Origin of the sequence: Paenirhizobium selenitireducens ATCC BAA-1503 (assembly GCF_000518785.1) — a bacterium.
In the GTDB taxonomy this organism is placed as follows: Bacteria; Pseudomonadota; Alphaproteobacteria; order Rhizobiales; family Rhizobiaceae; genus Allorhizobium; species Allorhizobium selenitireducens.
The window spans coordinates 17,322-30,823 of the sequence record NZ_JAEG01000018.1 but is presented as its reverse complement, the minus strand read 5'-3'; the positions used below and the strand labels follow the sequence as shown (position 1 = coordinate 30,823).

The window sequence follows — 13,502 nt, the reverse complement described above, 5'->3', positions numbered from 1 at the left end:
TGCATCGGGGACTTTCTAAATGAACGACAGGGCGCACGGACCGGCGAGCGGCCGCGAGGCGATGGAGAACGCCGCCTGGGCCGCCGAACGCGCGCGCCGCAAGACGCCCCACCGGATCAAGGTGCGCAAGACCGCGCTCGACCTGGCGCTGATCTGGGCGGTGATCGGGATCTTCCTCATCCTCGCCGTCGCCGCCGTCTATCTGACGGCCAGCGTGCTGATGCCGATCACGCTCGCCATCGTCGTCGGGCTGATCCTCGGGGTGGCGGCCGACCGGCTGGGCAGGCTCGGCATTCCGCCGATGGCAACGGCGGTGATCCTCACCTCGCTCTTTGCCTTCCTGCTGTTCTTCATCGCCAACACGCTGGCAACGCCGCTTGCCGAACTGGCGGCCGAAGCCCCGGCCATGCTCGAGCGTACCATCGAGCGCATGTTGCCCTATCTGGAGCGCTTCGAGTGGCTGAACGTCACCGCCGCGACATTCCGCTCCGGCCCGCTGACCCCGGAAGCGCTGATCGAGAACATGGGCGCCGTGCTCTCGACACTGGCGACGCGCGTGACGCCGGCGCTGGTGCAGGGCCTGATCTTCTTCGGCGCGCTGGTCTTCTTCCTCGGCAGCCGGCTGGCGCTGCGCCGCGCCCTGATCATTGCCTTCAACGATCGCGGCCGGCGTCTTTCGGCGATCCGCATCCTCAATTCGATCGAGCAATCGCTTGGTTTCTACTTCGCCACCGCGACCCTGCTCTATGCGGCGGCGGGCGTGGTGATGACGCTGATCGCCTGGGCGGGCGGCTTGCCGATGCCGGGGCTGTGGGGCCTGTTCGCCTTTCTGTCGAGCTTCGTGCCCTATCTCGGCATCGCAGTGATGACGCTGTCGCTGGCGATCTCGGGCCTGCTCACCCATGACGGGCTGCTGGTGGCGCTGGCGCCTGCCCTCGCCTTCTTCACCGTGCATGCGATCATGGAGAACCTGGTGACGCCAGCGGTCATGGGGCGCCGGCTGGAGATCAACCCCTTCATGGTGTTCGTCGCCATCGTCTTCTGGACCTGGATGTGGGGCGCGGTGGGTGCCGTGCTGGCCGTGCCGCTGTCGCTGATCGCCATGACCATCGCCAACGAGATGTTGCCGCAGAGCCGCGTTCAGCCGAAACTCCCCGGATAACGCCCTTCCCGCCCCGATTTCTCAACCCTTCTGCTGCCATTGGCCCCGCCCGACAGCGAGGCATAATATTTCTACAAAAATTGACAAACATCAAATTATATCTACGAAGCTTCGTATATACTGTTTAATATATATTTTTCTGCAGCAAATGGGAGGTTGCTTCATGGCGCATGTCGTCGTTCTCGGTGCCGGTCTTGGCGGTACCATCATGGCCTATGAATTGAGGGACAACCTGTCGCAAGGCGACAGGGTCAGCATCATCAACAAGGGCTCGAAATATTCCTTCGTCCCGTCCAACCCGTGGGTGGCCGTCGGCTGGCGCGACCGCGCCAGCATCGAAGTCGACCTCGAGCCGGCCTGCAAGAAGCGCGACATCGGCCTCTATCCGCAGGGTGCCAAGCGCCTGCACGCCGCCGACAACCGCATCGAACTCATGGACGGCACGTTCGTCGACTACGACTACCTGGTCATCGCCACCGGCCCGGAACTCGCCTTCGACGAGATCCCCGGCTTCGGGCCCGCGGCCAACACCCAGTCGGTCTGCCATATCGACCATGCGCTGTCGGCCAAGGACGCCTTCGACAAGCTGGTCGCCAAGCCGGGTCCGGTCGTGATCGGCGCCGTGCAGGGCGCATCCTGCTACGGCCCGGCCTATGAATTCGCCTTCATCCTGGAAAAGGCCCTGCGCGACGCCAAGGTGCGCGACAAGGTGCCGATGACCTTCGTCACCTCCGAACCCTATATCGGCCATCTCGGCCTCGACGGGGTGGGCGACACCAAGGGCCTGCTCGAAAGCGCGATGCGCTCCAAGCACATCAAGTGGATCTGCAATTCCAAGGTGCAGAAGTTCGAGGCCGACAAGGTGACGGTCGAGGAGGTCAACGAGGACGGCTCGACCAAGACGATCCACGAGGTCGCATCCGCCTACACGATGATGCTGCCGGCCTTCCGCGGCGTCGAGGCGGTGCGCGACATCGAGGGGCTGACCAATCCGCGCGGCTTCATCCTGGTCGACAAGCACCAGCAGAACGGCAAGTACCAGAACGTCTTTGCCGTCGGCGTCTGCGTGGCGATCGCGCCTACCGGCAAGACGCCGGTTCCGGTCGGCGTGCCGAAGACGGGCTTCATGATCGAGAGCATGGTGACGGCGACCGCCAAGAACATCGCCAGGCTGGTGCGCGGCGAAAAGCCGAATGCCGAGGGCAGCTGGAATGCGGTGTGCCTGGCCGACTTCGGCGACGGGGGCATCGCCTTCGTGGCCCAGCCGCAGATCCCGCCGCGCAACGTCAACTGGTCGTCGCAGGGCAAGTGGGTGCATGCCGCCAAGATCGGCTTCGAGAAATACTTCCTGCACAAGATCAAGAGCGGCATGGCCGAGCCCTTCTACGAAAAGCTGGCACTGCAGGTCCTCGGCATCGACAAGCTGAAGGCCGTCAAGTTCGACGACTGATGTCTTTGCCTGCCACGTCTCCCCCTCGGGAGACGTGGCGCACGGTGAAGATGCCGACCGGCCGACGCGGGCCGGCAATCGGCTCAAACGGCGCCACGTGCGCCGAGTGCGGCCTCACCGGCCAGGCGTTCGCCGGCCTCGGCCGTGCTCATCGGCTTGCCAAACAGATAGCCCTGGATGTAGCGGATGCCGGCCGACTGCACGGTCCGCAATTCCTCTTTCGTCTCGACTCCCTCCGCCAGGCATTCCAGCCCCAGATCGGCGGAAAGGTCGGCGATCGCCTTCAGGATGTTGTGGCCGACGGCATCGTCCTCGGCAAGTCGGGTGACGAAGCAGCGGTCAGTCTTGATCCGGTGCAGCGGGAACCGGTGGATATAGGCAAAGCTCGAATAGCCGGAGCCGAAATCGTCGAGCGCGATGCGGCAGCCCATGCCCGCCAGCACCACGAGCGAAAGCCTTGCGCGCTCGAAATCGGTCATTACGGCCGTCTCCGTGATCTCGAAGGTCAGGCGCTGCGGATCGATGCCGCTTGCGCGGACGATGCGGGAAATATTGTCGATCGAACGACTGGAGACGAGGTCGAGGGCCGAGAGGTTGAAGGACAGCGATACGTTGTCCGGCCAGGTTCGCGCCGCGGCCAGTGCCTTTTCCAGGAGAATGCCGGTGATGCGTTCCATCAGGCCGGTGCGTTCCGCAGCGGCGATGAACAGGGTGGGGCTGACCGTGCCGAGTGCCGGGCTGTCCCAGCGCGCCAGAGCCTCGAAGCCCGATATGCGTTGCTGCATGACGTCGAATTGCGGCTGGAAGGCCACCGAGAATTCCCGCACGAGATCGACGCCGCGCAAGGTCTGCTCGATCCGCCCGAGATCGTTCATCTCCGCCTCGTGCCGCGCCGAGAAGATCATGACATCGCCCCGGGTCGAGCGCTTGGCCTGGTAGAGGGCATGGTCGGCCCGCTCATAGATCTCGCGCACGGTCCGGCCATTCTGCGGATGGCGAGCAAAGCCCACCGAGGCCGAGATCGAAATGCTGATGCCGGAAATGACGAACGGCCGGCGCAGCGCGTCACAGATCGATGAACCGAGAAAGACGAGCCCATCTTCGGAAAACGGTCGGTTGACGGCAAGCGCGAACTCGTCGCCGCCAAGACGGGCCACCAGATAATCGGGCGGACAGGCGCGGCGGATGCGCCGGCCGACCTCGACCAGCAGGTCGTCGCCAACCGCATGGCCGTAGAGATCGTTGACCGGCTTGAAGCCGTCGAGATCGATGATCCCAACCTGCACGCCGGCGCCAGGCACGGGATTGCCGCCGATCAGTTGCTCGAGGGTGGCGAAGAAGTTGCGGCGGTTGGGCAGTCCGGTCAACGCGTCAAAATCCGCCTGCTGCTCGGCGCGTTCGCGCAGGCGCTCGGCCAGCAGGCGCGAACGAACCGCCTTCAGGACCGCACCGCGCATCAATATGGCCAGGCCGACCGCGCTGAAGGCTCCGGCGAGACTGACGAAGGAATAGTAGAAGAAAGCCTCGCTGCCGAGGGCGTAGGCGAGTGCCAGCATCGTGGCCAGCGTAATGAAGCTCACCCCCGTCACCACGCGGATGCTGATGCCGACCGCGGAGGCCAGCATCATCAGCAGCAGGAAATAGATCAGGTTCGCCGGGTGGAAGTCGACGTAGAGCAAGGCGCAGGTGTTGAGATAGATCAGCATCAGCACGACGAAGCCGATCAGCTCGAGCCTTGAAAAGCCAGCGTCCTTCAGCCGCAGTGACCGGCGAAAGAAAAACGCGACCGCCGCCGTCGCTGCCGACAGCGAGAACAGCAGGGCGGCGTCCGCAGGCGATCGCAGCATGAGATGCGGTATGCCGATGCTCACATAGAAGACGAAGACCGGAACCAGGAAGCCGCGGATGATCGGGCCGAAGGCGCGCGCCATCCCGTCGCGGATCGACTCCGGCGGAAGTTCCGCGATATCGGCATCCGATCCAGGGATCGCTGCCGCCGCCGGGCGTCGGGTATGGGGCATGAGAGTCATGACGGTCCACAAGGTGACAGAAAGATCGAAAGCACCGTGTCTTGAACCAGCCCTCATGCCACGCGGGATCGCAACCGGATCCATTCAGACACGCCAGATGTAGCAGTCATGCGTTTAGGAATCATAAACGCATCAGGAAAGGCTGTTTGAGCGCCTTCGAACGAATCACGCGCAGCATCACATCAGGATGCCGTCCCTGGGCTCCCGCAGGGACGGCAGGTCCCGCGCGCCGAACGCCCAGCGCATGTTGATCTCTATCGTCTCGGCCGGCGCACCGATCGGCAGGTCGTTGGGCTGATCGAAACAAGCTCCGAACGGGCCATCCTGTGGCCTTTGGCGCCGCCACTCCCCGGCTCGACCCGGGACGTCGGGATACCCACAAATTCGCGGGGGGATCCGTCGAGTTTATATCTTGACACATGCAGTCATGTTTGCGATCTGAGCGCATCGAATTAAGACTTTTTTACTCCACTTTGCGAAAGGCTTCCGATGCCCCTTTATCGCCTCCCCCTCAGCCTGGCAGCCGTTCTCGGCCTTGCCGGCGCGGCATTTGCCGATCCGATTACTCTCACCGACCAGGCCGGCCGGACCGTCACGCTGCCGAAGGCGGCCGAACGCATCGCCTCGATCCCGATCCCGATGGCTTCCACCATCATCGCCATGGACGGCGGCACTTCAAAGCTGGTGGGCATGAACCCGACCGCCAAGTCGGCAATCGTCGAGGGCGTGCTGGGCAAGATCTTCCCTGAGGCCAAGGACATTCCCTCCGACATCACCGCGCCGAACTTCATTCCGAATGTCGAGGAACTGGCGGCGACCAATCCGGAGCTGGTCATCCAGTGGGCCGATTACGGCGCCGATCTGGTCGATCCGATCACCAATGCGGGGCTCAACGTCGCGCTCATCTCCTACGGCACCGAGGAGAAGGCCCGCTACTACCAGAACATGGTGGCGACCGCGATGGGCAAGGCGGACCGGGCCGCCGAGATCAACGGCTGGCGCGACGTCGTCGCCAAGGATCTGGCGGACAAGGCCAAGGCCGTTCCGGCCGACCAGCGCCCGAAGGTGCTCTATCTCGGCCGCGCACTGGAAAACCTCACCGCCTCCGGCAACAAGGGCAACTACAATGCCTGGTATATCGACCTCGTCGGCGGGGTGAACGCCTCGGCCTCCGTCGAGGGCAACGGCACGACGATCAGCCCCGAGCAGATCGCCGAATGGAACCCGGACGTCATCCTCCTGAACAGCTTCGAAGCCAAGCTCGGCATCGACCGGATCTACAATGATCCGATTCTGTCGCTGACCAAGGCCGCGCAGGAGAAAAAGGTCTACAAGATGCCGCTCGGCGGCTATCGCTGGGATCCGCCGAGCCAGGAAAGCCCGCTGACCTGGATGTGGCTGGCCAATCTCCTGCATCCGGACGTCTTCCAGTACGACCTGCGGGCCGAGATGAAGAAGGCCTACAAGGCGCTCTACAATTACGACCTCGGCGAAGACGACATCGACGGCATCCTGTGGACGCAGATGCAGGGCGACGCCACCAACTACGCCCAGTTCAAGGCCAAGTGATGAGTGCGGTGGTGGCGGAGCCGGTTCGGCGCGGCGTCTCGGTGATGCGGATCGGCGTGTTCGGCGCCCTCCTCATCGCGCTTGTGGCCTCGATGCTCTTTGCCATCGGCGCCGGCCGGTTCTCCGTCAGCGTGCCGCGCATCATCGACATTCTGGTGGCCGGGGCCCTGAACCCCGGCCTCGCACCGGCCCAGATGGACGAGCGCATCGTGCTTCTGGTGCGCCTGCCGCGCGTGCTGCTCGCCGCCCTTTCCGGCGCAGCACTCGCTGTCGGCGGGGCGGCCCTCCAGGGCGTGTTCCGCAATCCGCTCGTCTCGCCGCAGGTGCTCGGCATCAGCCAGGGCGCGGCCTTCGGCGGCGCGATGGCGCTGCTGTTCGGCTATTCCGGCGTCGTGCTTCTGGGGCTTGCCTTCGTCTTCGGCCTCTCCGCGCTGATCCTGGTCGGCGCGCTTGCCCGCATCAACGGGCGCACCGAAGTCATCACCGTCATCCTCTCGGGCATGGTGATCGGCGCGCTGTTCGGGGCGCTGGTTTCGATCATCCAGTTCATCGCCGACCCCAATACTTCGCTGCCGGCCATCGTCTACTGGCTGATGGGCTCGTTTGCCACCGCCACCTGGGCCAGACTCGGCCTTGCCATTCCCGGCATGGCGATCGGGCTCGTCATCGTCTTTGCGCTGCGCTACCGGCTGAACCTTTTGGCGCTCGAAGACAGCGAGGCGCGGTCGCTCGGCGTCAATCCCGACCGCGAACGCTGGTACATCTTCATCGCCATCTCGCTAATGACCGGAACCTCGGTCGCGGTCGCCGGCATCGTCGGCTGGATCGGTCTCGTCGTGCCGCATGCGGCACGCATCCTCGTCGGCGAGGACCACCGCGCGCTGATCCCGGCCTCGGCGATCATCGGCGCGGCCTATCTCACCTTCATCGACACGCTGGCGCGCACGCTGACCTCGGCGGAAATCCCGCTCGGCGTGCTGACCGCGCTGATCGGCGCGCCGGTCTTCGCCGTGTTGCTGCGCAAGCATTTCAAGGAGGCGAACCGCCCATGATCGGCCTCGACAAGGCATCCGTCGCCTTCGGATCCCGCACGCTGTTCAAGGACATCAGCTTTTCCGTGCCGGTCGGCCGATCCATGGCGATCCTCGGGCCGAACGGCCGCGGCAAGACCACGCTGCTGCGCGCGCTGCTCGGCTTCCAGCCGCTCGCCTCGGGCAGACGCCATGCGCCCAAGGTCGCCGGCTATGTGCCGCAACACGGCGCCTCGCAGGCCAAGCTCTCCGGCCTCGAGGTCGTCGTCATGGGGCGCGCGGTGCAGCTCGGCCTGTTCGGCCAGCCGTCCGCCGCCGACCGCGAGGCGGCCGAAGCAGCCCTCGTGCAGGTCGGCGCCTGCTCGCTCGCCAATCTCCGCTACGACCGCATGTCGGGCGGGCAGCGGCAGATGGTGCTGATCGCCCGAGCGCTCGCCACCGGATCGCCGGTGCTGGTGTTCGACGAGCCGACCTCGGCGCTCGATCTCGGCAACCAGGCGAAGACGCTCGAACTGCTGGATACGCTGAGGCTCCGGCGCGACTTCGCGATCATCTTCACCACCCACGACCCCAACCACGCGCTGGCGGCTTCCGACGACGTCCTGCTGATGATGCCGGGCGGCGGCGGCGAGATCCACGGCCCGGTTTCGCAGATGATCGAGCCGGACAAGCTCTCCGAGCTCTACGGCGTGCCGATGCGCTGGGTCGAGGTCAACGGTCCCACGGGCGAGACACGCCGGGCGATCCTGCCCGCCTTCGCCGGAACAGAGGCAGCATGAGCACGATCTACCTGAAATCCGCCTATGGCAAACCATCGCCGGGCATCTTCGAGGCCGTCACGCGTGGCGAGGCCGTGATCGTCGAGCAGAGCGACCTGACGGCGGAAATCCTCGCCGCCCATGGCGGCCTGATCACCGGCCAGCAGCTCGACCAGGATGCGATGCTCGCGCTGAAGCCCGCGCTTGCGGCCTTTCTCGACCGGGGCGGCCGGTGGTTCTTCAACGGCCACATGGTGCGCCCACTCATCGACGGCATGGCGCAGTACCGGCCTATCGCCGCGCCGAAGCGGGCCGACTTCGACCTTGCCACGGTCAATCCGCACCCGATCTATGACGGCATCGATCTCAAGAAGCTGGAGACCAACAAAGGCGTCGCCGGCTTCTACGGGCGCGGTTGCAACCCGCTGCCAGAGGGTGCCGTCGCCGTCAATGGACTGGGCGCCGCCAGGGTCCCGGTCGACTGGGTCTGGGCGCGGCCGAACGGCGGGCGGATCTTCTCGCATTCCGGCAACGACCTCGCCGGCATGGGCCTCGAATGGGGCCTGGCCCCCGAGCTTTCCGCCCGCATCCTCGCCTGGACGAATGGCGGCCCCTGCTTCGACCCGTGGCCGGCAAACCCGGCCAAGCCGGCCGAGGTGCTGCCGCTCTCGGAGCCTGAGGCCTATGGCGGCCATCGCACCTCGACCCGCTCCGGCCGGCGCATCGTCGCCCCCTCGTCGGGCACCTATTACAATATCCGCAGCCTCGAAGGCCCGCGCTATACCCATGCCTTCGACGTGATCTGCAGACCGGAACAGCTCGGCGACGTGCTGCGGCCGGACGACATTCTCTGGGTGCCCTGCCGCACCCCGGCGCAGCGCATGATCGCCCAGAAGCAAATCGTCGCCCGCCATCTCGACGCCGGCGGCACTGTCGTGGCGCTCGGCGAGAGCCGGTCGGACCTCTGGCTGCCGGCGGTGGATTTCACCGAGACGGAGACGAACTGGTGGTGGTGGCTCGATCCGTCCGCCGATCTCGGCGTCAGGGCCTCCGAAGCGGCGGCAAAGCATCCGTTGATGCAGGACATCGGCGACAAGGAGGTCACCTGGCACCTGCACGGCTGGTTCGTGCCGCCGGAAGGCGCGACCGTTCTTGCCCGCGACGGCGAAGGCCGGCCGATCCTCTACGAGGACAAGGTCTCGACGCCGGGCACGATGATCGTCTCTTCGCTCGATCCGATGTTCCACCACGGTTCGCATTTCATGCCGGCGACGACGCGCTTCCTCGACCGGTTCGTTCCCAACCTGAAGGCCTTCGCCCATGTCTAATACGATCACCGTCCTCGACGCCGGACACCCGATCAGCTTCACCTTCGACAGCATCAATGCCTATCACGGCGGCGGTTTCCCGGGCGGCGTCGCGCATGGGCTGAAGGCCATGCAGGCGGCCTTTCCGCTTTTGTCGGACACGCCGCTGGAGCGGCGCGAAGTGACGATCCTCACCGCATTTTCCGGCCCCGGCGGCCGCGACGCGCTGGAGATGGTGACGCGCGCGCTGACAGAGGGGCGGCTCACCGTCGACAAGTCGATCGGCGGCCGCGACGTGATCTCCGACCCGCCGGGACCTTACGTCTTTCGCTTCAGCTATCGCGGCAGGACGGTCGAGGCGGTGATCAAGCCCGGCCACGTGCGCGAAGAATTCGTCACGCTCGGCGCCAAGGCCGACAAGACGCCTGAGGAAATCGCCCGCCACGAGGAACTGAAAGCCGAAATGGCCAACCGCCTGCTGCCGCTCGCGGGTGGGGAAGTCTATGCGGTGAGGGTGATCTGAGGGAGAGCTGATCAGCTCGCGGTGGTGCGGCCCTCTCCCGTGGCCGTGGCCTTGCCCCTCACCCTGACCCTCTCCCCGCAGGCGGGGAGAGGGGACGGCCACGACGGTGCCACGCGTCCCTTCTCCCCGTTTACGGGGAGAAGGTGCCGGCAGGCGGATGAGGGGTAATTGCTGCCAGACACTCGCGGCGGAAACGCCCATAGCTCCGTCTTGAAATTGATGCCCATTTGAGCTACATGCTTTCGAAGAGAAGAAGGATGCTCACAATGGCCGCAAATGCTTATGTCCGGGCACGGATCGATGCCGCATTGAAGGATGATGCGACCGAAGTGCTCGACAGTCTCGGACTGACTGTTTCCGATGTGATGCGCATGATGCTGACGAGGATTGCCCGCGAAAAGGCTCTCCCGATTGAACTGACCCGGCCGAATGCGGAGACTGTCGCCGCGATCGAGGAAGCGCGCGCCATTAAAGCCGCGCGCCGAAACCATTTCGGCACCGCCGAAGAGCTGATCGGTTCAATCGAGGCTGGAAACGGTGCGCCATAAGCAAGGCAAGAGCAAACCGGCTTCATCGAAGCGGGCTTCGCTTCCTCGCTGCTCGGACCACACGAAGCAATTCGTCAGAGACTGGAGAAGTCTCAACGATTCTGGGCGCTACGATATGGTCAAATTGAAGGAGGTCATGGGCCTTCTCGTCGCGAACGACGCGCCTCTGCCGGCGGAATGGAAAGATCACGAGTTGACGGGGGAGTGGGCAGATCATCGGGAGTGCCACATTGGCGGCGATTTTCTCTTGATCTACACGCTGGATGAAAAGCAGAACCTGGTTGTTTTTACGCGAACCGGCACCCATTCCGAGCTGTTCAGGTAAGACCTGACACGGAGCAAGCATAGATCCAGCCCGGTTGCATCAGGGCTGCAAGAGCAGCACCGGATCCTTCATTGCGTGCCGAAGCTGGACGCGTCGTGGATCCTCGGGTCAAGCCCGAGGATGACGGAGGAGCCAGATGATCCGGGCATGCCACCCCTCCCCCTCATCTGCGAAATCTGAGGTTTAGCCTACGGCTAAGCCCTCGATTTCGCTTCTTCTCCCACCAGGGGAGAAGACCAACCTCCCCTGTCACACGACTGTCATGCGTTCGGCCTATCTGCGGCCATTCCTTTCATGACGTGTCGAAAATGTCCTCCCAGCAGTCCTCCCCCCTCCTCCGCTTCGGCCTGATCGCCGATCCGCAATATGCGCCGATCGAGCCGAACGAGCGCCTGAACCGCCACTATGCGCAAAGCCTCGGCAAGCTCGAGGCGGCGATCGCGCGGTTCAACGGCGAAGATCTCGACTTCGTCGTGACGCTCGGCGACGTGATCGACCGGGACTGGGAGAATTTCGACCGCGTGCTGCCGCTCTTCGAGACGCTGCGCCATCCGCATCACTTCCTGCCCGGCAATCACGATTTTGCCGTCGCCGCCGACAGGCTGGCAGACGTCCATGCCAGGCTCGGCATGCCAGCGCCCTATCACGACTTTGTCGTCAACGGGGTCAGGCTGATCCTGACCGACGGCAACGAGGTTTCCTTGTTCGCCCCGCCGCTCGACGATCCGCGCCGGGTCGAGGCGGCCGAGCGGCTGGCCTTGCTGACCGCGGCGGGTGCGGCCAATGCGCAGACGTGGAATGCCGGCATGAGCGCACCGCAGGTCGCGTGGCTCGGCGAGCGGCTGCGGCTGGCCGATGCGGCCGGCGAGCGGGCGATCGTGTTCGGGCACTATCCGCTCCACCCGGCGAGCGACCACAATCTGTGGGGCGCCGAAGAGGTTTCGGCGCTGATCGCCGCCTCGCCCGCCGCCATCGGCTATTTCTGCGGCCACAATCACGCCGGCAATTACGGCCTGCTGAGCGGCACCCATTTCGTCAACATCAAGGGCATGGTCGACACCGCCGACGAGAACGCCTTTGCGATCGTCGCCGTCCATGCCGACCGCATCGAGATCACCGGCTTCGGCCGCGAGGAAAGCCGGGATCTCGCCCTCTAGGATTTGCCACGATCCCGGTTTCGCGCGGGACGCCTTTCGCGCGCCAGCGTCACCACGATCCTGTGCTTCCTCACCGACCACTGCGGGCACCATGCTTATTGGGCGGGTGCGGCCACCGTGCCGCTCGTCCAGCCGGCGGTCCACAGTTCACGCAAAGCGTTGCCTTCGCCCAGAAAGAAATCCTCGAGCGGCTGGCAGTCCTCGACCCGGTCGGCGCGGAAATTGCGGATGGCCATACGCAGCTCGCACCAGGCGACGATGACGGCGGTGGCCGAGTAGTAGACCAGCGCCAGCGGCCGCACCGTGCGCTCCGTCGCATTGGCCCATTCGTCGCGATAGTCGATGAGCAGCTTGCGCTCGTCGCGGATGGCGGCGCGGACCATGGCGAGATCGACCCCTTCGGGTGCCGGCGCGACAGAGCCCCAGGCCTGCAGCGCATTGCCTTGCAGCACCTGGCGCAGCGGTTCCGGCACGGCTCCGGCGATCTTGGCATTGACCCGCCGGGCTGCCTGTTTCAGCCCGGTATCCGCCGTGCGCTCCAGAAGTGCCAGGCCGAGCACGATCGCCTCCGTCTCCTCCACCGAAAACATCAGCGGCGGCAGATCGAAGCCGGGGCGCAGGATATAGCCCAACCCGCGCTCGCCCTCGATCGGCACGCGCATGGCCTGGAGGGCGGCGATGTCGCGATAGATCGAGCGCGGCGTTACCTCCAGCTGCCCGGCAATCTCGGCCGCGGTGACGACGCGGCGCGACAGCCTGAGGATCTGGATGATCTCGAAGAGCCGCGACGCCTTTCGCATAATTGCCTCCCCGCCCGAAACGCTACTGACACAAGCATGTCAGTTGGCCCCGCTTAAGGAAAGAACAAACCGGCTGATTTTTCGCCGGAAAATGCGCAATCGCCTTTCACGACGACGAAGGATACTGACATGAGCTATGCCGACAATCTCTGGCTTTTCCTGGTGCTGATCGCCGGCATCATCATCGTTCCCGGCATGGACATGCTCTATGTCCTGGTGAGTGCGCTTTCGGGCGGACGGCGCGCCGGGCTGGTCGCCACCTCCGGCATGATGACCGGCGGCGTGGTGCACACGCTCTACGGCACGCTCGGCACCGGGCTCCTGCTGGCGCTCGCGCCTAGACTCTTCACGCCGATCCTGATGGCCGGCGCGCTCTACATGATCTGGATCGGCTACACGCTGGTCAGAAGCGCGATCACCGTCGATGCGGTGGAGCGGAAGGACAGGGGCGCGCTGTGGCAGACCTTCCGCCGCGCCGTCGCCACCTGCCTGTTGAACCCCAAGGCCTATCTGTTCGTCATCGCCGTCTATCCGCAGTTTCTCAAACCCGCCTACGGGCCGATCTGGCTGCAGGGGCTGGTGCTGGGATTGATGACCATCGTCACGCAGGCGCTCGTCTATGGCGGCGTGGCGCTGGCCGCCGACCGGGCGCGGGCGACGCTCACCGGCAATCCGACGGCGACGATCTGGGTCGGACGGGCGGCGGGCGGACTTCTGATCGCCGCGGCGGCGCTGACGCTGTGGCACGGGCTGGCCAAAGCCTGAACCCGGGAAGCCCGGCAATTCGTGATGTTTATCAAAACTTTGGACGAAGGCCGCAACTTCACCTGAATGTGACTTCA

General features: G+C 64.9%; 13 protein-coding genes. 11 read left to right on the top strand and 2 right to left on the bottom strand.

Annotation, left to right across the window (positions count from 1 at the left end; genetic code table 11):
• Nucleotides 1-19 precede the first annotated feature (19 nt).
• Nucleotides 20-1,162, top strand: coding sequence for an AI-2E family transporter (locus tag L867_RS25760; RefSeq protein WP_084638638.1), 1,143 nt, complete (start codon nucleotides 20-22; stop codon nucleotides 1,160-1,162).
• Nucleotides 1,163-1,325: 163 nt separating this feature from the next.
• Complete coding sequence (locus tag L867_RS0119000; RefSeq protein WP_028738341.1) at nucleotides 1,326-2,612, top strand: NAD(P)/FAD-dependent oxidoreductase; 1,287 nt, start codon at nucleotides 1,326-1,328, stop codon at nucleotides 2,610-2,612.
• An 83-nt stretch (nucleotides 2,613-2,695) separates the two neighbouring features.
• On the opposite strand, the gene L867_RS25755 is transcribed toward L867_RS0119000, so the two are convergent.
• Nucleotides 2,696-4,642: a putative bifunctional diguanylate cyclase/phosphodiesterase gene (locus L867_RS25755; RefSeq protein WP_169734099.1), complete on the bottom strand. Its 1,947-nt coding sequence runs from the start codon at nucleotides 4,640-4,642 to the stop codon at nucleotides 2,696-2,698.
• Between the two features lie 489 nt (nucleotides 4,643-5,131).
• Here L867_RS25755 and L867_RS0118990 point away from each other — a divergent pair, with 489 nt between their 5' ends.
• The 8 genes from L867_RS0118990 (at nucleotide 5,132) to L867_RS0118955 (ending at nucleotide 11,860) form a co-directional block, all read left to right on the top strand.
• Nucleotides 5,132-6,211 carry an ABC transporter substrate-binding protein gene (locus tag L867_RS0118990; protein ID WP_028738340.1) on the top strand — a complete coding sequence of 360 codons (1,080 nt, stop codon included), beginning with the start codon at nucleotides 5,132-5,134 and terminating at the stop codon, nucleotides 6,209-6,211.
• Complete coding sequence (locus tag L867_RS0118985; protein WP_028738339.1) at nucleotides 6,211-7,263, top strand: FecCD family ABC transporter permease; 1,053 nt, start codon at nucleotides 6,211-6,213, stop codon at nucleotides 7,261-7,263. Before L867_RS0118990 ends, L867_RS0118985 begins: the two co-directional genes overlap by 1 nt.
• Nucleotides 7,260-8,021 (top strand): ABC transporter ATP-binding protein, encoded by a 762-nt coding sequence (locus tag L867_RS0118980; protein WP_028738338.1) that lies wholly within the window; start codon nucleotides 7,260-7,262, stop codon nucleotides 8,019-8,021. Before L867_RS0118985 ends, L867_RS0118980 begins: the two co-directional genes overlap by 4 nt.
• The gene (locus L867_RS28060; protein WP_028738337.1) at nucleotides 8,018-9,328 is read left to right on the top strand and encodes a hypothetical protein; all 1,311 of its coding nucleotides are present in this window, start codon (nucleotides 8,018-8,020) and stop codon (nucleotides 9,326-9,328) included. Before L867_RS0118980 ends, L867_RS28060 begins: the two co-directional genes overlap by 4 nt.
• Nucleotides 9,321-9,830 (top strand): hypothetical protein, encoded by a 510-nt coding sequence (locus tag L867_RS0118970; protein ID WP_028738336.1) that lies wholly within the window; start codon nucleotides 9,321-9,323, stop codon nucleotides 9,828-9,830. The genes L867_RS28060 and L867_RS0118970 overlap by 8 nt, the downstream gene beginning before the upstream one ends.
• Before the next feature lie 266 nt (nucleotides 9,831-10,096).
• A complete protein-coding gene (locus L867_RS0118965; RefSeq protein WP_028738335.1) occupies nucleotides 10,097-10,378 on the top strand; it encodes a type II toxin-antitoxin system RelB/DinJ family antitoxin in 282 nt (93 codons plus the stop codon).
• Complete coding sequence (locus tag L867_RS28145; protein ID WP_028738334.1) at nucleotides 10,368-10,703, top strand: type II toxin-antitoxin system YafQ family toxin; 336 nt, start codon at nucleotides 10,368-10,370, stop codon at nucleotides 10,701-10,703. The genes L867_RS0118965 and L867_RS28145 overlap by 11 nt, the downstream gene beginning before the upstream one ends.
• Nucleotides 10,704-11,011: 308 nt before the next feature.
• Nucleotides 11,012-11,860, top strand: coding sequence for a metallophosphoesterase (locus L867_RS0118955; protein ID WP_028738333.1), 849 nt, complete (start codon nucleotides 11,012-11,014; stop codon nucleotides 11,858-11,860).
• 95 nt (nucleotides 11,861-11,955) lie between these two features.
• Here L867_RS0118955 and L867_RS0118950 read toward each other — a convergent pair whose 3' ends face one another.
• The gene (locus tag L867_RS0118950) at nucleotides 11,956-12,660 is read right to left on the bottom strand and encodes a helix-turn-helix transcriptional regulator (RefSeq protein ID WP_028738332.1); all 705 of its coding nucleotides are present in this window, start codon (nucleotides 12,658-12,660) and stop codon (nucleotides 11,956-11,958) included.
• A 129-nt stretch (nucleotides 12,661-12,789) separates the two neighbouring features.
• Here L867_RS0118950 and L867_RS0118945 point away from each other — a divergent pair, with 129 nt between their 5' ends.
• Entirely contained in the window at nucleotides 12,790-13,425 is a 636-nt protein-coding gene (locus L867_RS0118945) for a LysE family translocator (RefSeq protein ID WP_028738331.1), read from the top strand.
• The last annotated feature ends 77 nt before the right edge of the window (nucleotides 13,426-13,502 follow it).

Bases quoted from the DNA above. Each gene is read 5' to 3' on its own strand.
- L867_RS25760 (WP_084638638.1), top strand. From the start codon at position 20: ATGAACGACAGGGCGCACGGACCGGCGAGCGGCCGCGAGGCGATGGAG.
- L867_RS0119000 (WP_028738341.1), top strand. From the start codon at position 1,326: ATGGCGCATGTCGTCGTTCTCGGTGCCGGTCTTGGCGGTACCATCATG.
- L867_RS25755 (WP_169734099.1), bottom strand. From the start codon at position 4,642: ATGACTCTCATGCCCCATACCCGACGCCCGGCGGCGGCAGCGATCCCT.
- L867_RS0118990 (WP_028738340.1), top strand. From the start codon at position 5,132: ATGCCCCTTTATCGCCTCCCCCTCAGCCTGGCAGCCGTTCTCGGCCTT.
- L867_RS0118985 (WP_028738339.1), top strand. From the start codon at position 6,211: ATGAGTGCGGTGGTGGCGGAGCCGGTTCGGCGCGGCGTCTCGGTGATG.
- L867_RS0118980 (WP_028738338.1), top strand. From the start codon at position 7,260: ATGATCGGCCTCGACAAGGCATCCGTCGCCTTCGGATCCCGCACGCTG.
- L867_RS28060 (WP_028738337.1), top strand. From the start codon at position 8,018: ATGAGCACGATCTACCTGAAATCCGCCTATGGCAAACCATCGCCGGGC.
- L867_RS0118970 (WP_028738336.1), top strand. From the start codon at position 9,321: ATGTCTAATACGATCACCGTCCTCGACGCCGGACACCCGATCAGCTTC.
- L867_RS0118965 (WP_028738335.1), top strand. From the start codon at position 10,097: ATGGCCGCAAATGCTTATGTCCGGGCACGGATCGATGCCGCATTGAAG.
- L867_RS0118955 (WP_028738333.1), top strand. From the start codon at position 11,012: ATGTCCTCCCAGCAGTCCTCCCCCCTCCTCCGCTTCGGCCTGATCGCC.
- L867_RS0118950 (WP_028738332.1), bottom strand. From the start codon at position 12,660: ATGCGAAAGGCGTCGCGGCTCTTCGAGATCATCCAGATCCTCAGGCTG.
- L867_RS0118945 (WP_028738331.1), top strand. From the start codon at position 12,790: ATGAGCTATGCCGACAATCTCTGGCTTTTCCTGGTGCTGATCGCCGGC.